This window comes from Pedobacter sp. KBW01 (genome assembly GCF_003852395.1).
In the GTDB taxonomy this organism is placed as follows: domain Bacteria; phylum Bacteroidota; class Bacteroidia; order Sphingobacteriales; family Sphingobacteriaceae; genus Pedobacter.
On record NZ_QAJQ01000002.1, the window covers coordinates 48,710 to 72,458 of the forward strand.

21 protein-coding genes are annotated in these 23,749 nt (G+C 39.0%); 4 read left to right on the forward strand and 17 right to left on the reverse strand.

Annotation, left to right across the window (positions count from 1 at the left end; genetic code table 11):
• The first annotated feature begins 43 nt into the window (after positions 1–43).
• The 3 genes from DBR40_RS01310 to DBR40_RS01320 all read left to right on the forward strand — a co-directional run bounded on the left by DBR40_RS01310 (position 44) and on the right by DBR40_RS01320 (position 5,104).
• Entirely contained in the window at positions 44–913 is an 870-nt protein-coding gene (locus tag DBR40_RS01310) for a pirin family protein (protein WP_124558010.1), read from the forward strand.
• A 222-nt stretch (positions 914–1,135) separates the two neighbouring features.
• On the forward strand, positions 1,136–4,543 hold the full coding sequence (locus tag DBR40_RS01315; RefSeq protein ID WP_124558011.1) for a glycosyltransferase: 3,408 nt from the start codon (positions 1,136–1,138) through the stop codon (positions 4,541–4,543).
• A gap of 90 nt (positions 4,544–4,633) precedes the next feature.
• Positions 4,634–5,104, forward strand: a complete 471-nt coding sequence (locus DBR40_RS01320) for a DUF1440 domain-containing protein (protein ID WP_124558012.1) — start codon at positions 4,634–4,636, stop codon at positions 5,102–5,104.
• Positions 5,105–5,167: 63 nt separating this feature from the next.
• On the opposite strand, the gene ispF is transcribed toward DBR40_RS01320, so the two are convergent.
• Together ispF and porV are read right to left on the reverse strand one after the other, a co-directional pair.
• Positions 5,168–5,647: a 2-C-methyl-D-erythritol 2,4-cyclodiphosphate synthase gene (gene ispF, locus DBR40_RS01325; RefSeq protein ID WP_124558013.1), complete on the reverse strand. Its 480-nt coding sequence runs from the start codon at positions 5,645–5,647 to the stop codon at positions 5,168–5,170.
• Between the two features lie 48 nt (positions 5,648–5,695).
• Positions 5,696–6,886: a type IX secretion system outer membrane channel protein PorV gene (porV, locus tag DBR40_RS01330; RefSeq protein ID WP_124558014.1), complete on the reverse strand. Its 1,191-nt coding sequence runs from the start codon at positions 6,884–6,886 to the stop codon at positions 5,696–5,698.
• A 606-nt stretch (positions 6,887–7,492) separates the two neighbouring features.
• On the opposite strand from porV, the gene DBR40_RS01335 reads away from it, so the two are divergent.
• Entirely contained in the window at positions 7,493–9,181 is a 1,689-nt protein-coding gene (locus tag DBR40_RS01335; RefSeq protein ID WP_124558015.1) for an SUMF1/EgtB/PvdO family nonheme iron enzyme, read from the forward strand.
• A 177-nt stretch (positions 9,182–9,358) separates the two neighbouring features.
• Here the strand turns inward: DBR40_RS01335 and DBR40_RS01340 are convergent, their stop codons facing one another.
• The 15 genes from DBR40_RS01340 to nuoF all read right to left on the reverse strand — a co-directional run bounded on the left by DBR40_RS01340 (position 9,359) and on the right by nuoF (position 23,702).
• Complete coding sequence (locus DBR40_RS01340; protein ID WP_124558016.1) at positions 9,359–9,859, reverse strand: acetyl-CoA carboxylase biotin carboxyl carrier protein subunit; 501 nt, start codon at positions 9,857–9,859, stop codon at positions 9,359–9,361.
• 2 nt (positions 9,860–9,861) lie between these two features.
• Positions 9,862–10,446, reverse strand: coding sequence for a DUF4159 domain-containing protein (locus tag DBR40_RS01345; RefSeq protein WP_233603771.1), 585 nt, complete (start codon positions 10,444–10,446; stop codon positions 9,862–9,864).
• Positions 10,447–10,565: 119 nt separating this feature from the next.
• On the reverse strand, positions 10,566–11,270 hold the full coding sequence (locus tag DBR40_RS01350; RefSeq protein ID WP_124558017.1) for a 16S rRNA (uracil(1498)-N(3))-methyltransferase: 705 nt from the start codon (positions 11,268–11,270) through the stop codon (positions 10,566–10,568).
• Positions 11,271–11,278: 8 nt separating this feature from the next.
• Positions 11,279–12,706, reverse strand: a complete 1,428-nt coding sequence (locus DBR40_RS01355; protein WP_124558018.1) for a hemolysin family protein — start codon at positions 12,704–12,706, stop codon at positions 11,279–11,281.
• Positions 12,706–13,257, reverse strand: a complete 552-nt coding sequence (locus tag DBR40_RS01360) for an inorganic diphosphatase (protein ID WP_124558019.1) — start codon at positions 13,255–13,257, stop codon at positions 12,706–12,708. Before DBR40_RS01360 ends, DBR40_RS01355 begins: the two co-directional genes overlap by 1 nt.
• 2 nt (positions 13,258–13,259) lie before the next feature.
• A complete protein-coding gene (locus DBR40_RS01365) occupies positions 13,260–13,919 on the reverse strand; it encodes a DedA family protein (RefSeq protein ID WP_124558020.1) in 660 nt (219 codons plus the stop codon).
• A 47-nt stretch (positions 13,920–13,966) separates the two neighbouring features.
• On the reverse strand, positions 13,967–15,340 hold the full coding sequence (locus DBR40_RS01370; RefSeq protein ID WP_124558021.1) for an NADH-quinone oxidoreductase subunit N: 1,374 nt from the start codon (positions 15,338–15,340) through the stop codon (positions 13,967–13,969).
• A 3-nt stretch (positions 15,341–15,343) separates the two neighbouring features.
• Positions 15,344–16,807 carry a NuoM family protein gene (locus DBR40_RS01375; RefSeq protein WP_124558022.1) on the reverse strand — a complete coding sequence of 488 codons (1,464 nt, stop codon included), beginning with the start codon at positions 16,805–16,807 and terminating at the stop codon, positions 15,344–15,346.
• 20 nt (positions 16,808–16,827) lie between these two features.
• Positions 16,828–18,732: an NADH-quinone oxidoreductase subunit L gene (gene nuoL, locus DBR40_RS01380; protein ID WP_370526629.1), complete on the reverse strand. Its 1,905-nt coding sequence runs from the start codon at positions 18,730–18,732 to the stop codon at positions 16,828–16,830.
• A gap of 13 nt (positions 18,733–18,745) precedes the next feature.
• Positions 18,746–19,075 (reverse strand): NADH-quinone oxidoreductase subunit NuoK, encoded by a 330-nt coding sequence (gene nuoK, locus DBR40_RS01385; protein WP_039472993.1) that lies wholly within the window; start codon positions 19,073–19,075, stop codon positions 18,746–18,748.
• Complete coding sequence (locus DBR40_RS01390; RefSeq protein WP_124558023.1) at positions 19,075–19,578, reverse strand: NADH-quinone oxidoreductase subunit J; 504 nt, start codon at positions 19,576–19,578, stop codon at positions 19,075–19,077. The genes nuoK and DBR40_RS01390 overlap by 1 nt, the downstream gene beginning before the upstream one ends.
• Positions 19,579–19,663: 85 nt before the next feature.
• A complete protein-coding gene (locus DBR40_RS01395) occupies positions 19,664–20,167 on the reverse strand; it encodes a NuoI/complex I 23 kDa subunit family protein (protein ID WP_124558024.1) in 504 nt (167 codons plus the stop codon).
• Positions 20,168–20,169: 2 nt separating this feature from the next.
• On the reverse strand, positions 20,170–21,225 hold the full coding sequence (gene nuoH / locus DBR40_RS01400; RefSeq protein WP_124558025.1) for an NADH-quinone oxidoreductase subunit NuoH: 1,056 nt from the start codon (positions 21,223–21,225) through the stop codon (positions 20,170–20,172).
• Complete coding sequence (locus tag DBR40_RS01405) at positions 21,225–22,235, reverse strand: 2Fe-2S iron-sulfur cluster-binding protein (RefSeq protein WP_124558026.1); 1,011 nt, start codon at positions 22,233–22,235, stop codon at positions 21,225–21,227. The genes nuoH and DBR40_RS01405 overlap by 1 nt, the downstream gene beginning before the upstream one ends.
• Before the next feature lie 99 nt (positions 22,236–22,334).
• A complete protein-coding gene (nuoF, locus tag DBR40_RS01410) occupies positions 22,335–23,702 on the reverse strand; it encodes an NADH-quinone oxidoreductase subunit NuoF (protein WP_124558027.1) in 1,368 nt (455 codons plus the stop codon).
• Between the last annotated feature and the right edge of the window lie 47 nt (positions 23,703–23,749).

The window sequence follows — 23,749 nt, forward strand, 5'->3', positions numbered from 1 at the left end:
CTCCCTGCGCTATGCGCCATGCCTTATTAAAAATTAGAAGGTAATGGACACAAAACAAATAAAAAACATACTTAAAGCACCTGCTCCACACATGGTGGGTGATGGTTTTAGGGTGCACAATTTTTTCCCAAGCGGATACGAGATCGATATGAGCCCATTTTTTTTAATGGATTACGGTTCAAAAATCGAATTTTCGGCCCGAAAAGAACCTCGGGGTGTAGGCGTACATCCGCACAGGGGTTTTGAAACAGTAACCATTGCGTATCACGGTGCAGTTGCGCATCACGATAGCTCAGGCAATAGCGGCGTAATCTATCCCGGTGATGTACAATGGATGACAGCTGCAGGCGGCGTATTACATAAAGAATATCACGAAGAACAATACAGCTTAACCGGAGGTCCGTTCCAGATGGTTCAGCTTTGGGTAAATTTGCCTGCAAAACATAAAATGGGGAAACCCGGCTATCAGGCGATAAAACAAGCCGCTATGGCCCATTTCGATTTACCTGGAAACGGAGGTAAAATCGAAATCATAGCAGGTAATTACAAAGGTATAAAAGGAAGTGCCCATACGTTTACCCCCATTGAAGTGTACAATGCCCGTTTAAATAAAGGAGCTAAGGCGATTTTTAATTTCCCTGCTAATTTTAATACTGGCTTTGTGATAATTGAAGGTGGCATAAAAGTAAATGGCAGTGAAAATGCCCCTGTAGATAGCTTCGTTCATTTTAAAAATGATGGAACTGAAATTGAAATCGAAGCTTTAGAAAACAGTGTAATTTTGATATTAAGTGGTGAGCCTATAAATGAATCCATTGTTCAATATGGCCCGTTTCTGATGAATACAGAAGCCGAAATACAGCAAGCCATTGAAGATTATAACCAGGGCAGGTTTGGGTATTTAGAAGAATAAAATAATCCGTCTTGCTGAACTTAATCAGCATTTCTATAATAAGCCGGCATTTTGTAAAATGTGCCGGTTTTTTTATGCCTTAAATTTCACCTCAAACTTTCTGCATTATCCTTAAAAAGAGTAAATTAGAATAAATTAACGATCGCAGGCATCATCCCGAATTATTTTCACATAATCTTCATATTCGTTAATGACATTTGACTATAAATCAGAACAGAAAAAATGTCCGGAAAACAAATATTTCAAACTGAGACTAAAACCCGCTGGAACACTTTTACATGGGTAAGCCGCACTTTCTTTTTAGTCTTCATCATCGCAATTATCTGCGTAGTGTACACCCTATCTTCGGTACAGGCACCGAATTTACCTTTTATTAACACCAACACGCCTTTAACGCAAAAGCAGTTAGATAAGCTAAAGAAATCGCAACAATACAAAGCTTTTTCGATAGAAAAGTCGCAACTCGAGAAAATTAAAAGAGACCGTGAACGCCGGATTTTAACCCACCGCGGTAACAGCAAACGTATTAACATGGCCTTTTATGTAAGCTGGGCAGGAATTAAAGAAACATCGATATCAGATTTAAAAAGAAACATCAGTCATTTAGACATGGTGGCTACAGAATCGTTCTTTTTAAATGGCGATTCGATTGTTGATAAAGCCGATACTGCGGCATTAAAAGTAATCCATGCTGCTAAAAAATCGGCCATTGCCGTAGTTTCAAACTATAATAAAGACCATTGGGATGGAGCAGCGGTAAAACGCCTGTTAAATAACCAGCCGGCGCAGCAAAAATTAATTAGCGATTTAATCACCATTACTAAAAAGTATGGCTATAAAGGTATTAACATCGATTTCGAAGAGCTTAACCTCGAAAACAGCGATAGCTTTAATGCTTTCATGAAAAATCTTTACACCGAGTTTCATGCTCAAAAGTTGATTGTTTCGCAGGATATTTCACCAGAAAATGATGATTATAAACCAGAAATTCTTCAAAAATACAACGACTACATTGTGTTAATGGCTTACGATCAGCATACCGAGCAAAGTAATGCCGGCGACATTTCACATCAGGAATGGGTAGAAGAAAAACTGGATAATATTTGCAGTAAAGTTGATGCCAATAAAGTGATTCTGGCCCTCGCCTGTTATGGTTATGATTGGCCGCAAAATAGTGTAGGCAAGTCAGTAACTTACGAAGAGGCCATGATCAATGCTGTAAACTACAAAAGCAAAATCAATTTCGATCCGGAATCGGCCAACTTAAACTACAGCTATAGTGATGGTAGCGGGATAAAACACAACGTGTATTTTACTGATGCGGCCACCTACTTTAATTTAATCCGTAAAGCTGATGATTGGGATATTGCCGGCATTGCGCTTTGGCGCTTAGGCTCGGAAGATAAACGCTTATGGAGCTTTATTTCGAACGATTTGAGTTTGGACACATTAAAGAAAAAACCTTTCGACCTACGTAAAATAGCTTCGCTAAACATGGGTGGAATTTCTTACATCGGCAATGGAGAGATTCTTGATCTGATTTCGACACCTCAACCGGGTATGGTTAAATTTACGCTCAACCCAGCTAATTTTTCTATTGCCAATCAGCAATATACCCGTTTACCCGAACAGTATGTAATTAAAAGATTTGGTGAGGCTGATAAGAAAATTGCACTGACATTTGATGATGGACCCGATCCGGTTTACACGCCGCAGGTACTCAATATCCTTAAAAAAGAAAAAGTTCCGGGTTGTTTTTTTGTGGTTGGCATTATGGCCGAGCAGAACATGGAGTTGTTGAGGCAGGAATATAACGATGGTTACGAAATTGGGAATCATACCTTTTTCCACCCAGATATGTCGGCCATTGGACCCCGACGTGTAAAATTTGAACTGAATGCTACCCGCAGGCTCATTGAGGCGGTTACTGGTCACAGTACCATTTTGTTTCGTGCACCATTTAATGCCGATGCCGAACCACAGAACATCTCTGAGATATTACCGGTTGCGCAAAGCCGTAAAGAAAATTATATCAATATTGGCGAATTTATCGACCCTGAAGATTGGGAACCCGGAAAAACTGCTGATCAGATTTTTAATGAGGTGGTAAAACAGCAAGATAATGGCAATATTCTTCTGCTACATGATGCTGGTGGTAACCGCGAGGCCACTGTAGCAGCATTACCAAGGATCATCAAATTCTTTAAAGCAAAAGGCTATACTTTTACAACTGTTGGCGATTTAATGGGCAAAAAACGTTCAGAACTAATGCCTGCTGTTAAATCAACAGCCAATAGCGGTTTTTCAGGATCTGGTGATTATTTTTTCATCAATTTCTTTTACTACGGAAACATGACCTTGAATATCATCTTTTCGGTAGCGATTGTACTGGCTATATTAAGAACTCTGTTTATTGCTTACCTGGCCATCAGGCAGCAGAAAAAAACTAAACAAAATGCCGGTAAGCTGGTGCAAAATCCGACCGAAAAGGTGAGTATTATTATTCCCGCATATAATGAAGAAGTTACAGCTGTACAAACCATCAACAGCCTTTTAAAAACTACCTATCCAGATTTTGAGCTGATTTTTGTCGATGATGGTTCGAAAGATAAAACCTTCGAAATTATTAACGAACAGTTTGGAAACCACCCGCAGGTAAAAGTTTACCGCAAAGCCAATGGAGGCAAGGCTTCAGCCTTAAACTATGGCATATCGAAAGCCAATGCCGATTTTGTAGTCTGCATTGATGCCGACACCCAGCTTAAAAATGATGCGGTAACCGAATTAATGCGCCACTTTTATAGTGATAAAATAGCTGCAGTGGCTGGCACCGTTAAAGTGGGCAATGCCCATAACATCATCACCAAGTGGCAATCAATAGAGTACATTACGGCCCAAAATATGGATAGACGTGCTTTCGATTTGTTGAACACCATTACCGTTGTACCCGGGGCAATTGGTGCTTTTAGAAAAAATGTAATCTTAGAGGTGGGCGGTTTCACCATCGATACCCTTGCCGAAGACTGCGATTTAACCATGCGCATTTTAAAAGCCGGCTATACAGTAAAAAACTGCTCAACTGCAATTGCGTATACCGAAGCACCAGAAACTGTAAATATGCTGCTAAAACAGCGTTTCCGCTGGAGTTTTGGGGTAATGCAAAGTTTCTGGAAAAATAGAAAAACATTACTCAATAAAAAATACGGATACTTTGGTATGGTTGGCATGCCCAATATCCTGATTTATCAGATTATTTTGCCTTTGTTTTCTCCCTTGGCAGATTTGTTTATGCTCATCTCATTAATTAGCGGCTTGTTTTCTCTAAGCGCCATTAATAATCTTACGCTAACAGGTTTTTCAGGTATTTTGAGTTTACACAATGGTTTTGGCCAGGTACTGTTCTATTACATTATCTTTATTGTAGTGGATATGTTTTTTGCTGCCATCGCCTTCAGAATGGAAAAAGAAAAATATAAAAACCTGCTTTATCTTTTCCCACAACGTTTTTTCTGGCGACAGTTAATGTATATTGTTTTGTTCCGCTCGGTTAGAAAAGCCATAAAAGGCGAGTTGGAAACATGGGGTACCCTAAAAAGAACAGGTAATGTAAAGGAGCAGGTGGCTTTGTAAAGAATTGAAAGTATTATTTAACGGTTTTAATCACTGATTGTGCATTAGAACCGTTAAATTTATACTCCGGCCTATATAAAAGATTAATGCATGAAAAAAGCTAACCAAAATGTAATTTCTTTCGGCAACTTACTTTCTACAGCATTAATTGCAGGCACTTTAGATGGATTGGCTGCAGTAATATTCCTGGCGAAAATGAATTTCAGCGGGGTATTTCAATATATTTCCAGTGCAATAATGGGCAAAGCAGCTTACGCCGGTGGCATTAAAACAGTGCTGATTGGTTTAGTACTTCACTATTTCATTACTTTCAGCTTTACTGTCTTCTTTGTACTGGTATCGAACAAAATATCGGCCTTAAGCAAGAATATTCTTCTTTCGGGCATAATTTATGGCATTTTTGTTTGGGCAGTAATGAATTTATTAATTGTGCCATTAACTCAAATACCCGAGTCACCGATTCATTTAGAAAAGGCAATTATCAATACTATAATACTGATATTTTGTATTGGCTTACCAATTTCTTACCTAACTGCGCGTAGTTTAAGATTTCAATCATAGACAGCAAAAAAAGAAGTCAAGTTTAATAACCAGTGTGCTGTAAAACTTGACTTCTTTGGATATCTAGTTTTTTTCTATGAGGCAAACAGCATAAGCTACTACGCCTTCTTCCCTGCCAACAAAGCCCATTTGCTCGTTGGTAGTAGCTTTAATAGAAATATCTTCGGTAGAAATACCTATCGCATCAGCAATGTGTTGTTGCATGGCCGGAATATGTGGATTGATTTTCGGCGCTTCTAAACAAAGCATCGCATCAATATTGCCTACCTGCCAACCCTTTTCACTTAGTAACCTAACTGTTTCCTTCAAAAGGATTAAACTGCTGATTCCTCTCCATCGTTCATCTGTATTTTTAAAGTGGAAACCAATATCGCGAAGGTTGGCCGCACCTAAAAGCGCATCGCAAATGGCATGTAGCAACACATCTGCATCGGAGTGACCAAAAGCACCTTTATGATGATCTAATGTTACACCCCCTACTACAAAGGGGTGCTGATCTTTTAACTGGTGAACATCAAATCCGAAGCCTACTCTAATTTTCATTTGAAATTTGGGTTAATTGTTTAACTGCAATGGAAATGGTTTAAAGTTTTACTTTTTTACCAGTTTCTTATCGCCAAAGTTAAACAAAAGACCAAAACGTAAGGTATTAGCCAGCGGACTAGTTTGCGCATTGGCCAATAAATAAGAAAAATCGATATTAAAAACATTGTATTTAAGGCCAAGACCGAGTGTAAAATAGCGGCTATCGCCTTTCATAGGACTCTGATAATTGTATCCTGCCCTTACCGCAAATTGTTGGTTATACCAATATTCCAGTCCGGTTGAAATGCCAACCTCTTTAAGCTCCTCGCTGAATCCGCCTGGTGCATCACTAAAGGAACCAAAAATACCTGCTGGTACCGAGCGGTTTGGATCTTTACCACTTACAATATTGTTGTTCGAATCGTATATCGGTTGTGTAGGTACCAATAACTTATTAAAATCGAGTGCGAGGGTAATGGTACTAAAATCGTCGACAATAATGGTTGAAGCGCCGCCCAATTTAAAATTAGTAGGCAGGAAAAAATTCTGGCCGCCGTCTGAATAACTCATTTTTGTACCAATATTAGAAATGTTGGCTCCAGCCGAAAGGATAGCCTGTTTACCAAACATTGAGGTATTGGTTTTATACAATCCTGAAACATCAACTGCGAGGGCATTTCCACTATGTACCTGCCCCGATGACGAAAACTGACCAGAAGCCAGGTTAGAGTAAATGTACCTTACAGAAGTTCCCAACGAAAATTCTTCGCCAAAGCTACGGGCAAAGGAAACATCAAAAGCCAACTCGTTAGGATTCGAAATTCCCAAATCCTGTTGGTTAATATCGGTAAGCTGAATAGAGCCTAAAGAGAAATACCTTAACGAAGCGCCAATGGTATTGCGATCGTCTAATTTATAAAACCCACTTAAGTAAGCCAGGTTAATATCGGGCACCAGGCTTTTTAACCAGGGGCTATAAGAAACAGAAAAGCCATAAGGTTTATCCAAAAATGCCAGTTTCGACGCATTAATACTGGCCGAATTTACATCGCCGGCTACAGCTACACCTGCATCACCCATTGCACCGGCACGGGCGTCGGGCGTAATAAGCAGGAACGGAACTGCTGTTACAATATTGTTCGACTCGCTTCCATTTGTCTGTGTATTTCCTATGGTTACCTGAGCATTTGTTTTACCAAACAGCAATGCCATAGAGAGTGCAGAAAAAGCAAGCTTACTGATATACTTGAAATTCATCCTTTGAAGGTCCGTAATTTTAGATTTTGGTATTTAGCAAATACTAGAGAATATATCATGTAACGTAAAACCAAAAATTATATTTCACCAAATTACGAATTCTATCATTATTTACTAATTAAACCTACGATTTTTACATATCGCTGTGACTGCATTTAACCTAAACATTAAATTAACAGCAATTTAGCTATATTATCTTATTCAATTATAAACTTAATTTTCCATAGTTTTTTATTTAGCGAACAAAATTTTCGACCAACTGTGTTTAATTGATATTAAGCTTTATTGAATGGGATTAAGGATTGCATCACTTTGCTATTTCATATCGTAACCTATACAAACCCACCAAATCCCATATGCTTGCTTGGTAGCTGTTTAATAAAAAAATCAGCGGTGTAATTAAGAAACTCCAAAATTATCTCACTTATTTCTAATTATTTAGCTAAAATTTCACTGAAAAAGTAAACAGACACAATACGCCTAAAAATAATACGTTATGGCTTAAAAATATATTAGATATTTTATTGTCACATTATTTATATATTCATTTAAAATTGTTTAATTTTATCGGTTGAAAGGCCATTAGGCTATATCCCGTTGCATTATATGAAAAAACTAATACTATATTCTTTTACTTGTTTATCATTAGCCGCCCTGCTTTCGAGCTGTAGCTCTAAAGGCGGGAACAGTTCTAGTAAAACAGGCATTCCTTATGCAGATAGGAAAAGTAAGAAGAACCAATCTGGTGCTTTTGCTGTAGCTACGCAATATAAGCGTGCACCAGGCCCTGGTTTAATCCCGATTGAGGGTGGTGTTTTGGTAGTTGGTGGTAGTGCCATTGAGGTGGCTGGTGTTGAACCGAATATCTACAATTACAAAAGACAGGTTACCGTTCCTTCTTTTTACATGGATGAAACCGAAGTTTCGAACACCGATTGGTTAGAATATTTACACTGGATCAGATACAATTATCCTGAAGATCGTGAGTTTTATTACAACGAACTTCCAGACACTTTGGTTTGGCGTCGTGCGTTATCTTACAACGAACCTTATGTAGATAACTATTTAAGACACCCGGCCTACCGCGATTATCCTGTTGTAGGTGTATCATGGGAGCAGGCTTCGCGTTATTGCGAATGGAGAACTTCGAGAGCCAACGAATTTATCTTGCGTGAAAAAGGAATCTTAACAGATTACAAAACTTTAGCTGGCGGAAACTCGGGCAGAAACAATAATGCAACTGCAGCCGCAACCCAAAGACCTAACAAACCATTTAATACTGATGCTTATTTAAATGGCCAGTACGATGATAAAGGTAAAAATGCGCCGATTGATTATAACACAAGGTCTGGTTCGGCAACTACTACAGCGGGTGCTTCAACAGCAGCTACTGGTGGTGGTAGAAACAGTCAGCCGAGAAGAAATGCAACTTTGGAGGATGGTGTTATTATGCAACCTTACCGCTTACCAACAGAAGCAGAGTGGGAATATGCCGCTTTAGGTTTAATTGGCAATACTGAATACGAAAACATTAACCAAAACAAAATCTACCCATGGAATGGTCTGGGCGTAAGTTCGGCTAAAAAGAAAACCAGAGGTATGATTCAGGCCAACTTTAAAAGAGCACCCGGCGATTATATGGGTGTGGGCGGTTCATTGAATGATAAGGGTGATTTAACTGTTCCGGTTATTCAATATACACCAAACGATTTTGGTTTATATAACATGGCTGGAAACGTGAACGAATGGGTAAACGACGTATACAGAACAGGTACATTTACCGATGCTGATGCATTTAACCCTTACCGTGGTAACTATTTCACCAATAAAAAATTAGAAGATGCTCAAAACGGTAAAATTGCGCTTGATAAGTATGGCAATCCAATTAAGGAAAATGCTTACTCAGGCCGCAAACAAACCTGGGCAGAGAAACAAGCACAAACTAAACGTGCCGATTCTATTTCGAAATCAACAGATCCTCAGGGAGCCACAGCTTCTACAAGCTACCAGGCCGACCAAAGAGGTTATCGCGACAGACAGAATACCTTGTTAAATGATGAAGGTGTAACCTTGGTTAACGATAAATCGAGAGTATATAAAGGTGGTTCCTGGAATGATATGGCTTACTGGTTAAACCCGGCAACACGTCGTTTCATGCAGCAGGATGAATCATCAGCAGAAGTTGGTTTCCGTTGTGCCATGACTATGCTAGGTGCACCAGAAATTAGCACTGCAGGAAAAAGAAGTTTTAAAAACCCTCCGCAAAAACCTTACAGGGTAAGCAGAGGTAAATAAAAAAGAAAAGTCCCGGTTTTAAACAGCCGGGACTTTTTTATGCGTCAAGATATTTATATACGCTTATCTTTAATATGTTATCAATCAGTACACATCATGCTGAATTTATTTCAGCATCTCTTTTTTAAGTGTGGGGCCCTAAAGGCCGCTCGAAATGCCGTGATACGCCAGCAAGACTTATTTAAACTGAACCAACACCTGGTTCTTTTCTACTTTATCGCCCTGCACTACCATAACCTTTTTAACGGTACCATCGGTAGAAGACTTCAGGATGTTCTCCATTTTCATTGCTTCTAAAATGAGCAGGTTATCGCCTTTTTTAACTTCGGTGTTTTCTGCTACCAAAACCTTTAACACCAAACCTGGCATAGGCGCTTTAATTTCTGATACTTTATTTGCCGCCAGGTTATCGAGTCCCAGTTGCTTCAGCAGTTCATCAAACTGATCTTCTATACTAATTTGATAAGTATTTCCATTCACTTTAATAGTACAAGTTTTACCCGCCTTATTTACCTCAACAATTTCTGTACGGAAAGATTTATGCTGATATAAAACATGTGCACGGGAGCCGTTTACTTCGCTTAAATCAAATTGAACAGGATCACCATTTACTAAAAATGCCGAATCCCTATTTTCTATCTCAAATAAAAACTGATCGTTGACTTTTACTTTATACATGTTTATTGGGTTAAAGCATATTGAATCAGATTTGCACCCATTTTAAGCGCTTTAGTGCGGGTTTCCTGCGTATCCTCAGGGTAAGTACCAAAATCCTCCCAGCCGTTGCCTAAATCGCATTCGTAGGTATAATAACATACTACTCTACCTTTATATATCAGTGCAAATCCCTGCGGGCGTTTATTATCATGCTCGTGTATTTTGGGCAAACCACCCGGAAATTTAAATTTCTGATTGTAAATAGCGTGGCTGGCAGGCAATTCTACAAAACTCAATTCCGGAAATACCTTTTTCATTTGGGGCCTGATAAACTTATCCAGGCCGTAGTTATCATCGATATGCAGGAAGCCACCACCAATAAGATACTGTCGCAAATTTTTAACGTCCTGATCGCTAAAAACCACATTGCCATGCCCTGTCATATAAACAAAGGGATAATTAAACAGTTCCTTCGATCCAACTTCGACAATGCTTTCTTCGGTGTAAAAATTAGTTTTAAGGTTGGTGTTGCAAAAAGCAATCAGGTTTGGAAGTGCGGTGCGGTCTGCATACCAATCGCCACCCCCGTTATATTTCAGCTTAGCCATGCGGTAAGTTGGTGGAATAAAAGCGGAAAGACTAAAGCAGAAAGCTAAAAGCGCACCAGCAAAAGCTACTGTTCGCCACTTCGGAAACTGAAAATTAAAAACTGAAAACTTCAAATTGGTTATCGGTTAAGGTAATTGATTTCAAAACAAACAGCCAGCGCAGCAGTTTCGGTGCGCAACCTGTTATCACCTAAAGTTAATGCTTTAAAGCCTTTGTTCAAAGCTAAATTCACTTCTTCAGGTGTGAAATCTCCTTCGGGACCGATCAGGATCAGATATTTTTGATGTGGTGCAACAAGCTGTGAAATATACAGTTTCTCTCCTTCATCAATACAATGTGCCATTAGTTTTTCACCTTCAAAAGGTTGTTTCAAAAAAGTATCGAACGAAATGGCATCGTTCAGTTTGGGGTGGTATGCCTTTATAGATTGTTTTACCGCAGAGGTGATTACTTTATTCAAGCGATCTTCTTTTACTACCCTACGCTCAGAGCGATCGGTAATAAGTGGGGTAATTTCATCAATACCTAATTCGGTAGCTTTCTCCAAAAACCACTCTATGCGATCGATATTCTTGGTAGGTGCTACGGCAATATGTAGGTAATGGTTCCGTTTATGATATTCCGTTTCTACTTTTAGTATGGATAACGAAACTTTTTTAGGATTATCGGAAGTAATTTCGGCAGTATAAAAACCACCTTTACCATCTACCAGATTAACAATAGCACCAACAGTTAAGCGAAGTACCCTAACACAATGTTTGCTTTCTTCTTCGTTAAGGGTGTAGGTATTTTGGGTTATATCTGGCGTATAAAAAATATGCATGGCTGAAATTAATGATTATCAACCATATCTGCCTTATTAATAACCAGTTCTAACTTAATGGTTTCGATATTCTGTTCTGTTTTTTTGAGGATTGTAAACAAATAACCATAAGATTCGTTGCTCTCACCAACCTCCGGAATACGCTCAAAAATGTGCGAAACCAAGCCACCTATCGTATCAAAATCTTCATCTTCAGGCAGATCGTGAGGTAAATGCTCATTTACATCGTAAACGGTTGCAGATGCATTAACAATAAACTCATTGTCTGATACTTTTTCTACCAATGGTTTTTCTTCGTCGTATTCATCCTGGATTTCACCAACCAGTTCTTCTACAATATCTTCTAGGGTTACCATACCTGCAGTTCCGCCAAACTCATCCAAAACAATGGCAATCTGAATGCGGTTGCTTTGCAGCTCGCTCATCAGGTCGTTAATTTTTTTGGTCTCTGTTACAAAATATGGTTTTCTGATAATGTCGTTTAAAGTCCAGTGCTGGTTACCAGCTGCTACCAAGGGCAAAATATCTTTTGCGTGGATAATACCAACGATTTTATCCATGATATCATCGTAAACCGGTAAACGCGAATAGCCTTCTTTGATAATCGTGTCAATTACTTCTTCTTTATCTGAAGTAAGTTCTATACCCGAAATTTTAGTTCGGGGCACCATGATGTTTTTTACAACACGCTCGTTAAAATCGAATACATTTTTTATTAGTTCGTGCTCATTGTTATCAAGGGCACCACTTTCTTTACCCTGATCGAGTAAATATTGAAGTTCTTCAGTACTGTGCAGCGATTCGTGCCCACCAGAGGTATCAATACCAAATGGTTTTAGAATAACGGCGGCTAAGCTGTTTAAAGTCCAGATAAAAGGCTTAAATACAACATAAAACAACTGCAATGGCAGCGAAACAAATAATGTTGTAGCTACAGGTCTTTGGATAGCAAACGATTTTGGCGCAAGCTCACCAAAAACAATGTGCATGATCGTAATTAACGAAAAAGCCACAATTGTTGAGGCAGTATGGATGGAAGCATCGCTAAGCCCCCATTCTAAACTATCGAAAAGATTTTTAAAGATAGTATGCATAACGCCTTCACCAACCCAACCTAAGCCTAGTGATGCAAGCGTTATACCTAGCTGTGTGGCGGCCAAATAACCATCCAGGTTATGGATAATGCCTTTAGCCATTTTACCTACACGACTGCCTGATTTGGCTTTAATTTCTATTTGTGATGCCCGGACTTTTACAATGGCAAATTCTGCTGCCACAAAAAATCCATTTAAAAGCACCAAAAACAAGGCAAAAAACAAACGCCAGCCAACTGATCCGGTATCGGGCTCCTGTAAGGCTACAAGAACTACATTTGGGGTTGGCAGTATTGTACTTAACGCTGAATTTAAAAACAAACAGACCGTGGGTAAATCCATTAAGCTAATTCTCTAAATGTTGTGTTATAAAGTTCTATGCTTTCTTTAATTACTTTATGTGCATAACGAACACCTAATAAATGCTCGATGGTTACATTTTTATCTTCTAATGCTTTATAATCCTGAAAGAAGCGAACAATTTCTTTCATTTGGTGTGGAGGTAACTGGTCTAAATCGTTGATGTAGTTTACTGACATGTCGTGTGCTGCAACAGCAATAATTTTATCGTCCTGCTCACCGTTATCAACCATGTGCATAACACCTACTACTTTAGCTTCAATTAATGTCATTGGATAAACATCAACTGAACAAAGAACCAGAATATCTAAAGGATCTTTATCATCGCAATAAGTTTGCGGAATAAAGCCATAGTTAGCCGGATACATAACTGATGAAAAAAGAACCCTATCCAATTTAATCAGACCTGATTCTTTATCTATTTCGTATTTTGCTTTTGAACCTTTTGGAATTTCAATAATTGCGTTTACAATTTCTGGAACATTGTTTCCAGGAGATACGCTATGCCACGCGTGATGATCGTCTTTTACCATTTCTAATTTAAATCTGTTTTATCCTCTTCAGGACCTTTCACTACTTTACTTTTTACAAAGGTAATTAATAATGGTATAGTTGTTATAAGGATAAAGCCAATAATAATATATAATAAATAATCGTTTATTTCTTTTTCGAAGCGGCGACCTAAAAAATAGCCCAATAAAGTTAGAGAACAGATCCAAAGTGTTCCACCAACTACATTATAAAGTGCAAATTTTTTAAAATCGAGCTTTACAACTCCCGCAAAAATAGGTGCAAAAGTTCTTACAATCGGAACAAACCTACCCATAATTAGTGCAAACGCGCCCTGTTTGTGGTAATAGTCTTCTGCTGCTTTTAAATAACGTTTCTTAAAAAAGAAGCTATCTTTTCTGGTGTACAATACCGGACCGGTTTTACGCCCGAACCAATAACCTGTAAAATTACCTGAAATTGCCGCAACACATAAACCGGCTAAAAGCACAGCAATATTTACATCCAGTTTACCGGTAGCAACAAACATGCCAGCCAAGAACAGTAAATAATCGCCTGGGAGAAAGAACCCAAAGAACAGGCCGGTTTCTGCATAGATTACGAATACAACAAGATAGAAACCGCCCTCCCTCAATAATTTCTCGGGATCAATTAGCTGATGCAGGTTATTCCAAAAATCGTGCATATTCAATTATTCGTAAAACTACAAATAATTATTAAACAACAGCATACCTATATCAGGTTTAAAATTATTGCTGGACAGATACCTAAAACAAGCGTAATTACTACTGAAACCAATAGTACCACTTTGTATTGTACCGGAGTTGTAAGCGTTGTATCTGCGCCATCTTTAAACCACATGGCTACAATAACCCTGAAATAGTAATAGAAACCAACCAATGCGTTTAAAATTGCAAAGGCTACCAATAAGGTTTTATATTCGGTCATTACATTCAGGAACATCAGGTATTTACCGATGAAACCAGCTGTTAACGGAATACCTGCTAATGATAACATCGCAACGGTTAAACATAAAGCCACTAAAGGATTTTTCTTTCCTAAACCGTTAAAACTTTCGAAGCTGTCGCTACCCGTTTTCTGTTTTACCAGAATTAATACAGCAAAGGCGATAATCGATGCAAAAGTATAGGCAGCAGCGTATACTAAAACATTGTTGCCTGAGTTTTTAGTCAATACAACAAGCGAAAACAACAAATAGCCGGCGTGTGAGATACTTGAATAAGCCAGCATACGCTTAAAGTTCTTTTGGAACAAGGCCGTTACGTTACCAATAAACAAAGTAAGGCAAACGATAACGATTAATGGCATAACCCAAAACTCGTGTAATGGAGCCAAAGCACCTGCGAACAAACGTAAGAATGCAGCAAAACCAGCAGTTTTAACTACCGTACTCATAAAGGTGGTAATTAAAGATGGTGCACCTTCGTAAACATCCGGAGTCCAGAAGTGGAAAGGCGCTGCACCGATTTTAAAACACAAACCAATCATCATCAGGATTACACCGGGATAAAAGATTGGTGAAACTGCAGCACTGTTATTTACCAGGTAAGCCTGAATTTTATCTAAATCGAAAGAACCGGTTGCTCCATAAATTAAAGTAATACCGAACAATAGGAAGCCTGTTGAAAAAGCCCCCATTAAGAAATACTTTAACGAAGCTTCGTTTGAAGCAAAATCTGTTTTACGGATACCAGCAAGGATATATAAACTTACCGACATGATTTCCAGACCAACAAAAAGCATCGCCATATTTTTATACGACACCATCATAATCATCCCCGCAAGGGCGAAAAGGATTAGGGTATAGTATTCGGCAACGTTATCGCTTTTGGAGTGAAAATAGTTTTGGGTTAATAAGAAAATCAAAAGTGTACCTACTATACAAACGCCAGAAAATGCAAGGGCGAAATTATCAGTCTGCATCATTCCGAATTGAACAGCATTGCCACCCCAGGCGCAAAAAGTAAAGCCTAAGGCCGTAAGTAAGCCAACAACGGTAAGCGGCAATAATGCTTTATTTGCTTTAAACAAACCTGCGTAAAGTACAATAAAAGCTGTTATACTAATGGTTATTATAATATTCATTGCTTATTTTACTGATGTTAATTTTTGATTTACCTGTTCTAATAAATGTTGTACAGATGCCTCTGTTAAGTGCAATAATGGTTTTGGATAAACACCCAAAACGATAATTAAAGCACAGATCAAATAAAGGACAAATTTCTCCGATCCTTCGATATCGCGGAAAGTAACCGTTAATTCATTGGTTTTACCCAGCATTACATTCTGATACATACGCAACATGTATACAGCACCGAAAATGATGGTTAAGCCTGCAATAGCAGCTGCCCAAATACCGTAATTATAAACGCCTATCAACAATAAAAATTCACCAATAAAGCCGTTCGTTCCTGGCAAAGCTACTGTTCCTAAAACGATGATTAAAAACTTGACAGCTAATTGTGGTGCTACTTTTGCAATTCCTCCTAATTCTTCAATTTTAAGGGTTTTTACACGAGAGAAAATAATATCCAAAACAAAGAATAAACCAACCACGTTAATACCGTGACTCAACATCTGAACCATTGCACCTTGCATACCTTGCTGGTTTAGTGCAAAAATACCCGCCGAAATTAAACCTACGTGAGCAATTGATGAATAAGCTACTAAACGTTTGGCGTCTTTTTGTGTAAAGGCAATTAAAGAAGCATAAACGATACCGATAATAGATAGGCCGATAGCCAAACAAGACCAATCATGAACACCTGCAGGTACTATTGGCAATAGCCATCTGATTACACCATAAATACCCATTTTTAACATAATACCCGATAATAGCATGGTACCTTGGGTAGGTGCCGCGGTATAGGTATCTGGCTGCCAGGTATGGAAAGGAAAAATTGGCATCTTAATCGCAAAAGCAATAAAGAAAGCCCAGAAAATCCATCCTTGCTGTGCTGAATCTAAATTTAAAGCATAAAAAGCCTGGATATCAAAGTTATGTACCGGATTTTGTAAGTACAGGTAAATAATACCCATTAGCATAAATAACGAACCCGCAATGGTATACACAAAAAACTTCATGTTAATGCGAATACGGTCTTTTCCACCCCAGAATGCGCAAATAAAATAAATCGGAATTAGTGCGGCTTCCCAGCCAATATAGAAAAGGAAAGCATCTAATGCTGTAAACACCAATAACAAGCCGGTTTGCATAAATAAAATCAACGCGTAAAAAGCAGCTGGATTTTTGTAGTCGTGTTTATAGCTCGACAGGATGATAATCGGGATTAATAAGTTGGTAAGTAATACCACCAACATGCTAATACCATCAATACCTGCGTGGAAATTAATGCCCAGATCAGCAATCCAGGGTAAATTTGCTTCAAACTGTGTACTTGCATTCGGAATGAAGTTACAGGCGATAAACAAAGTCAGCCCTAAAGAAACCACCGAAAATACGGTCGAAACTATTTTAGCCGACTTACCTGCAAATGCTGTAATAATAGCACCCGCAAGCGGAAGAAATATAAGTAGTAAAAGTTGTTCCATTATTTATTTTTGAACCCTTTTTATAATATGTAACTAAATGTATAGATCAATAACGCGATGATACCGAATACCATCATAAACAGGTAGAAACCAACGTTTCCGCTCTGCAACAAGCGAAGGCCTTTACTGGCTTCATTTGTACTCCATCCCAATCCGTTTACAATCCCATCAATAAACTTGTTATCGATAATCCTGTAAAAGAATTTCGAAAGGACATCTAAAGGTTTTGTAATGATGAAATCGTAAATCTCATCTAAATAAAATTTGTTGTATGATAATTTGGCCAATGCTGAACGCGGTGCCTCATCAGCAACCGGAACATGCGCACCTTTTACATATTTAGTATAAGCATACAATAAAGCAATAACTGCTGCTGCAACCGAAGTACCCATTAAAGCGAGCTCGGTAGAATGACTTAAATCCAATTCGTGCTGGGCAACACCTGCCCCTGTTAACCAGTGTGCCAACCATTCGTTACCGCCAAAAATGTGTGGCCAGTTGATTGCTCCACCAATTGCAGCAAGTATAGCTAAAATGATTAAAGGCAATGTCATTGCAGCTGGCGACTCATGAATATGGCTTTCAGCGTGATGTGTTCCGCGGTACTTTCCAGAGAAAGTAAGAAACATCATCCTGAACATATAAAATGCGGTTAAGAATGCCGTTAATACGCCAATTCCCCAAAGTATAGGACTGGCTTGAAATGCATGGGCTAAAATTTCGTCTTTTGAGAAGAAACCAGAGAATGGCGGTAAACCTGCAATAGCAATGGTACCGATCATCATGGTGGCAAAAGTAGTTTTCAGCTTACCTCTTAATCCACCCATGTGGCGCATATCTTGCTCGTGGTGCATCGCATGGATAACCGAACCAGCGCCCAAGAACAATAAAGCTTTGAAGAATGCATGGGTTAATACGTGAAAGAACGACCCGGTGTAAGCACCAACGCCCAAACCTAAAAACATATAGCCCAACTGAGATACGGTTGAATATGCCAATACCTTTTTAATATCAGTTTGTGTTAAGGCAATAATTGCAGCGACTAAAGCGGTTGCAGCACCAACAATTGCAATGATGTGCTGGGTTAGCGGAGCCAGATCAAACAATACGCTCGAACGGGCAATCATGTAAATACCTGCCGTTACCATCGTTGCTGCGTGGATTAGGGCCGAAACTGGAGTTGGTCCGGCCATCGCATCTGGTAACCAGGTAAACAATGGCAATTGCGCCGATTTACCGCAGGCACCTATAAACAATAAAATGGTAATTAAAACCAAAATGTTGTTGCCAGGTAACATATTAGCTGCCTGAGGGAAAATTTTAGAGAATTCAACACTTCCGAAGAAATTGAATATTAGGAATACACCTAGCAAAAAGCCTAAATCACCAATACGGTTCATTACGAAAGCCTTTTTGGCTGCTGATGCATAAGCACTGTTGGTATACCAGAAACCGATTAGCAGGTACGAGCATAAACCAACACCTTCCCAACCGATAAACATCACGATATAGTTAGAACCCAATACCAATAATAGCATGAAGAATACAAACAGGTTAAGGTAACTGAAAAATTTACCGAATCCTTCGTCATCGTGCATGTAGCTGGTAGAATATAAGTGGATTAAGAAACCAATTCCAGTGATAATCAAAAGCATGATCGAGCTTAACGGATCGACCAAAAATGATAAAGGAATGTGTAATGCGCCAGCGCTAATCCAGTCGAATAAAAATACTTCGTGAGATTTTTGGGTATCGCCTTGTAAACTAAAGAAAATAACTACGCTGATGATAAAAGAAGCTAAAATTACGCCGCTTCCGATGATCCCAACAAGTCCTTTAGATAAAGATTTTCTGCCTAGTCCGTTAATTACAAAACCTAAAAAAGGAAGTAACGGAACCAACCAAATCAATTGTTCTATTGTCATTCTTATTATATATTTACCACTTAAGGCGATTTAAAACATTAATATCTATCGATTTCGTATTTCTGTACACCATTACGATGATGGCCAAACCTACTGCAACTTCTGCAGCGGCCAAAGCCATAATAAAGAATACGAAAACCTGTCCGGAAGGATCATTGCTGTGCACCGAGAAAGCGGTTAAAAGCAGGTTAACTGCATTTAACATCAACTCTACTGACATGAAAATTACGATTGCATTTCTGCGGGTTAACACGCCAATTACACCAATAGTGAAAATAATTGCACTTAAATAGATGTAGTGATTTAGCGGAACGCCTGCCATTTGTGTAGTTAAATTTTCCATTATGCTTCTACCTCATCTCTTTTAGATAATAAAACGGCTCCAACCATTGCTGCCAACAGTAACAGAGATGATAATTCAAACGGTAACAAGAATGGTCCGAAAAGCTCTTTACCTAAGTTTTCTACCAAACCTAATCCCGGATTTTTTAAAATTAACGGGCTGCTTATACTTGCTGCTTTTAACGAACCAATTAAGGTTACAATTAAGCAACAGCCAGCAATTACACCAACAATTTTAATTAGCGGCGATTTTGATGGCTCTGTTTCCTTATTCAGGTTGAGCAACATCAGTACGAAGAGGAATAATACCATGATGGCCCCCATGTAAACAATGAAGTTTACAACCGCCAGGAATTGAGCATTCAACAGTACATAATGCACCGTAAATGTGAAAAAGGTTAAGATTAAGTACAACACACTGTGGATTGGATTTTTTGCAAAAATCACCAACAGCGAAAAGAGGATACTTAATGTGGCTACGAAATAGAATACTTGTGTACTCATTAATTTGTTTTTTGTTTATGTCCATAGTTTGTGTCATCACAAACCAGTATTTATATTTCGATTCGTGAAGACACGAACCGAGGTATTATTTTTTCATTTCCAACGGAGCCTCTACCAGTTTGTCTTTCCCGTAAATAAAATCTTTACGTAAATAATCAGCAGGCACAATCGGTCCGTCTAAATAAATAGCCTCTTTCGGGCAAGCTTCTTCACATAATCCACAGAAAATGCAACGCAACATGTTAATTTCATAAGTTGCAGCATACTTTTCTTCACGGTATAAATGTTTTTCTTCTGGCTTACGTTCTGCAGCAATCATAGTAATTGCTTCGGCCGGGCAAGATAAAGCACACAAACCGCAGGCAGTACAACGCTCTTTACCGTTTTCATCACGCTTTAGCGAGTGCATCCCCCTAAAGTTGGTTGAGAATTCACGTTCTACTTCCGGATATCTTACTGTAGCCTCTTTTTTGAATAAGTGGCTAATGGTGATGCCCATTCCCTTTACGATTGCCGGAAGGTACATCCGCTCCATAAAGTTCAGTGGCTTTTGTTCCAGTACTTTTTTCTTATTACTTAATGATTCCATAATTAAAACTTCTCAATAATCGCAATCACAATTCCAGTTATTATAATGTTGGCAATGGCTAAAGGAATTAATCCTTTCCAGCCTAAATTCATCAATTGATCGTAACGGAAACGCGGGATAGTCCAGCGCACCCACATGAAGAAGAAAATGAATCCGCATATTTTTCCAAAGAAAATGATCACACCGATGATGGACGCCCAATTCGCTCCCCAATGAGTCGCTGCCAGATCCATAAACGGATAGTTAAAACCACCAAAATATAGTGTCGCCATTACTGCAGATGATACAAACATGTTGATGTACTCTGCAAAGAGGTAGAACCCTAATTTCATTGACGAATATTCCGTGTGATAACCACCAATCAACTCCGTTTCACATTCTGGTAAATCGAATGGTGCACGGTTGGTCTCGGCAAAAGAACATACCATGAAAATGAGAAACCCTAGTGGTTGTTTAAAGAAATACCAGGTAAACCAGCCATTTTCCCAAAAACCATGTTGTTTACTTACAATTTCTTTTAAACTTAGAGAGTTTGTTACAAGTAACAAAGCAATGATCGATAATCCCATTGCGATCTCGTAGCTGATATTTTGTGACGCTGCACGAATTGCACTTAACAAAGAGTATTTGTTATTAGATGCCCATCCACCAATCATCACACCATAAACACCTAAAGAAACCACACCGAAGATATATAAAACACCTACGTTGATATCTGTAACCTGTAATGGAATGATTTTGCCACCAATTTCAATTGGATTGCCCCATGGAATTACTGCTGTACCAATACAGGCACAAAGTAAAGCTAAACCCGGCCCGGCAATAAATAAGAAACGGTTTGATGAAGTTGGGATAATCTCCTCTTTCATAAACATCTTCACACCATCAGCCAAAGGTTGTAAAATACCAAAGGGACCAGCTCTATCCGGGCCTAAACGATCTTGCAAAAATGCAGCAACCTTACGTTCAGCATAGGTAGAATACATGGCAATTACCAAACTGATACCGAAAATTACCGCTACCAGAATAAATTTTTCTATGATAAAACCTGTATCCATTAGTATTTAACTGTTTTATGTAATTCAATTTCATTCGCTGCCTGTAATGCTGCATTTGGCTTAATTACCGGCAATGGTTTTAATGTTTCGTAGTGGTTAGATGCAATTACCGAAGTATCATCAATATGTGTTGGATGTTCGATTGTCCAATCGGATGTAGCTTTTTTATCGAAACGGCAGGTATTGCAGATAAATTCTTCCACTTCACCAAACTGATCTTTACGTGCAGTAACACGAATCACATCTTCTCCTTTATACCAAAGTGTTACTTTACCGTTGCATTTTTCATGATCGCAATTGCGGTGTGCATCAACTGGTTTGGTAAACCAAACACGGTTTTTGAAACGGAAAGTTTTATCAGTTAAAGCACCAACAGGGCAAACATCAATTACGTTTCCCGAGAAATCGTTATCAACCGCTTGCTGGATATAGGTAGAAATTTCTGAATGGTCGCCACGGTTTAAAATACCGTGAACACGTTTATTCGTAATCTGATCGGCGGTGAAAACACAACGATAGCACAGAATACAACGGTTCATGTGCAGCTGAATTTTATCGCCAATATCAATACGTTCGAAAGTACGGCGCTCAAACTCATAACGTGTTTTTTGCAAACCGTGCTCGTAACCTAAATTCTGTAAATCGCACTCTCCTGCCTGATCGCAAACAGGACAATCTAATGGGTGGTTAATCAATAAGATCTCTACAACACCGGCTCGTGCTTCTAAAACCTCCGGCGAAGTAATATTAAGCACTTCCATCCCATCCATTACAGTTGTACGGCAAGAAGCAACCAATTTTGGCATTGGGCGTGGATCTTTCTCCGAACCTTTTGTTACCTTAACAATACAGGTACGGCATTTACCACCACTGCCTTGCAACTTAGAATAATAGCACATGGCAGGCGGAACAATGTCACCTCCAATTTGCCTTGCAGCATTCAGGATGGTGGTTCCGTTATCAACCTCTACAGTTATCCCGTCTATCGTAACCTTAACTTTTTCACTCATGGTTAATGATAATCTTTTATTTTCTTCTTGGCTTGTGTCAACACAAACCAATTGTATTTATTTAGCTTTCGTTTCGTGAAGATACGAACCTGTGCGATTTTATTTTTCTTCTGTTACAGGAGCCTTTTCAATCGGCGTTGCATAATTTGCAATACCATAATTTTGGCTCTGGCTTTTAACCGGCTCTTTAATGTGCCATTCAAATTCATCTCTGAAATGACGAATAGCACTTGCTACAGGCCATGCAGCTGCATCACCTAACGGGCAAATCGTGTTTCCTTCAATTTTACGTTGAACATCCCACAATAAATCAACATCTTCCATGCTTCCATGTCCATGTTCGATTTTGTGAAGGATTTTTTCCATCCAGCCAGTACCTTCACGGCATGGCGAACATTGTCCGCAACTTTCGTGGTGATAGAAACGCGAGAAATTCCAGGTATTGCGAACAATACACTGATCTTCATCAAAAGCTATAAAGCCGCCCGACCCCAACATTGTTCCAGTAGCAAATCCACCTTCTGATAATGATTCGTAACTCATTAAACGAGGCTCGCCGTTGGCGTATTTTAAAGTTAAATTAGCCGGTAAGATTGGCACCGACGAACCACCTGCGACTGTTGCTTTCAGGCGTTTTCCATTGGCGATACCACCGCAATACTCGTCAGAATAGATAAATTCTTCTACAGGCAAACCTAATTCAATTTCGTAAACACCAGGTTTTACTAAATTACCTGATGCTGATATTAATTTGGTACCTGTACTTCTGCCAATGCCAATTTTAGCATATTCATCACCTCCATCATTGATAATTGGCACTACAGCTGCTATCGATTCTACGTTATTAACCACCGTAGGGCAGCCATATAAACCAGCAATTGCAGGGAAAGGTGGTTTAATACGTGGGTTCCCCCTTTTGCCTTCAAGAGATTCTAACAAAGCGGTTTCTTCACCACAAATGTAAGCACCACCACCAGGCTGAACATATAATTCTAAATCGTAACCGGTTCCTAAAATGTTTTTACCTAACCATCCTGCAGCTTTTGCCTCAGCAATTGCTTTTTCTAGTATACGGATCTGAGGCATCATCTCTCCACGAACGTAGATGTATGAAACCTTAGCGCCTAAAGCAAAACTCGAAACAATCATTCCTTCAATCAAAGCATGCGGAATGTAATTCATCAGATAACGGTCTTTAAAAGTTCCCGGCTCAGACTCATCAGCATTACACACCAGATAACGTGCAACACCTTCTGGCTTAGCCAAAAAGCTCCATTTCATTCCCGTTGGGAAACCTGCACCACCACGACCGCGTAAGCCTGATTTCTTAACTTCTTCAACAATCTCTTCAGGTGTTAAAGTTTTAAGGGCTTTTTCTACGGCACGGTACCCACCTTTTTGGCGATAGACTTCAAGTGTGTTGATGCCTGGTACGTTTATATGCTCAAGTAACAGTTTTCGAGACATTTTAATTAGTCTATAGTCTGTAGTCAATAATCCATAGTCTTGAGTCT

Excerpts from the sequence above, each read along its gene's own strand:
- DBR40_RS01310 (WP_124558010.1), top strand. The coding sequence starts at position 44 with ATGGACACAAAACAAATAAAAAACATACTTAAAGCACCTGCTCCACAC.
- DBR40_RS01315 (WP_124558011.1), top strand. The coding sequence starts at position 1,136 with ATGTCCGGAAAACAAATATTTCAAACTGAGACTAAAACCCGCTGGAAC.
- DBR40_RS01320 (WP_124558012.1), top strand. The coding sequence starts at position 4,634 with ATGAAAAAAGCTAACCAAAATGTAATTTCTTTCGGCAACTTACTTTCT.
- ispF (WP_124558013.1), bottom strand. The coding sequence starts at position 5,647 with ATGAAAATTAGAGTAGGCTTCGGATTTGATGTTCACCAGTTAAAAGAT.
- porV (WP_124558014.1), bottom strand. The coding sequence starts at position 6,886 with ATGAATTTCAAGTATATCAGTAAGCTTGCTTTTTCTGCACTCTCTATG.
- DBR40_RS01335 (WP_124558015.1), top strand. The coding sequence starts at position 7,493 with ATGAAAAAACTAATACTATATTCTTTTACTTGTTTATCATTAGCCGCC.
- DBR40_RS01340 (WP_124558016.1), bottom strand. The coding sequence starts at position 9,859 with ATGTATAAAGTAAAAGTCAACGATCAGTTTTTATTTGAGATAGAAAAT.
- DBR40_RS01345 (WP_233603771.1), bottom strand. The coding sequence starts at position 10,446 with ATGGCTAAGCTGAAATATAACGGGGGTGGCGATTGGTATGCAGACCGC.
- DBR40_RS01350 (WP_124558017.1), bottom strand. The coding sequence starts at position 11,270 with ATGCATATTTTTTATACGCCAGATATAACCCAAAATACCTACACCCTT.
- DBR40_RS01355 (WP_124558018.1), bottom strand. The coding sequence starts at position 12,706 with ATGGATTTACCCACGGTCTGTTTGTTTTTAAATTCAGCGTTAAGTACA.
- DBR40_RS01360 (WP_124558019.1), bottom strand. The coding sequence starts at position 13,257 with ATGGTAAAAGACGATCATCACGCGTGGCATAGCGTATCTCCTGGAAAC.
- DBR40_RS01365 (WP_124558020.1), bottom strand. The coding sequence starts at position 13,919 with ATGCACGATTTTTGGAATAACCTGCATCAGCTAATTGATCCCGAGAAA.
- DBR40_RS01370 (WP_124558021.1), bottom strand. The coding sequence starts at position 15,340 with ATGAATATTATAATAACCATTAGTATAACAGCTTTTATTGTACTTTAC.
- DBR40_RS01375 (WP_124558022.1), bottom strand. The coding sequence starts at position 16,807 with ATGGAACAACTTTTACTACTTATATTTCTTCCGCTTGCGGGTGCTATT.
- nuoL (WP_370526629.1), bottom strand. The coding sequence starts at position 18,732 with ATGACAATAGAACAATTGATTTGGTTGGTTCCGTTACTTCCTTTTTTA.
- nuoK (WP_039472993.1), bottom strand. The coding sequence starts at position 19,075 with ATGGAAAATTTAACTACACAAATGGCAGGCGTTCCGCTAAATCACTAC.
- DBR40_RS01390 (WP_124558023.1), bottom strand. The coding sequence starts at position 19,578 with ATGAGTACACAAGTATTCTATTTCGTAGCCACATTAAGTATCCTCTTT.
- DBR40_RS01395 (WP_124558024.1), bottom strand. The coding sequence starts at position 20,167 with ATGGAATCATTAAGTAATAAGAAAAAAGTACTGGAACAAAAGCCACTG.
- nuoH (WP_124558025.1), bottom strand. The coding sequence starts at position 21,225 with ATGGATACAGGTTTTATCATAGAAAAATTTATTCTGGTAGCGGTAATT.
- DBR40_RS01405 (WP_124558026.1), bottom strand. The coding sequence starts at position 22,235 with ATGAGTGAAAAAGTTAAGGTTACGATAGACGGGATAACTGTAGAGGTT.
- nuoF (WP_124558027.1), bottom strand. The coding sequence starts at position 23,702 with ATGTCTCGAAAACTGTTACTTGAGCATATAAACGTACCAGGCATCAAC.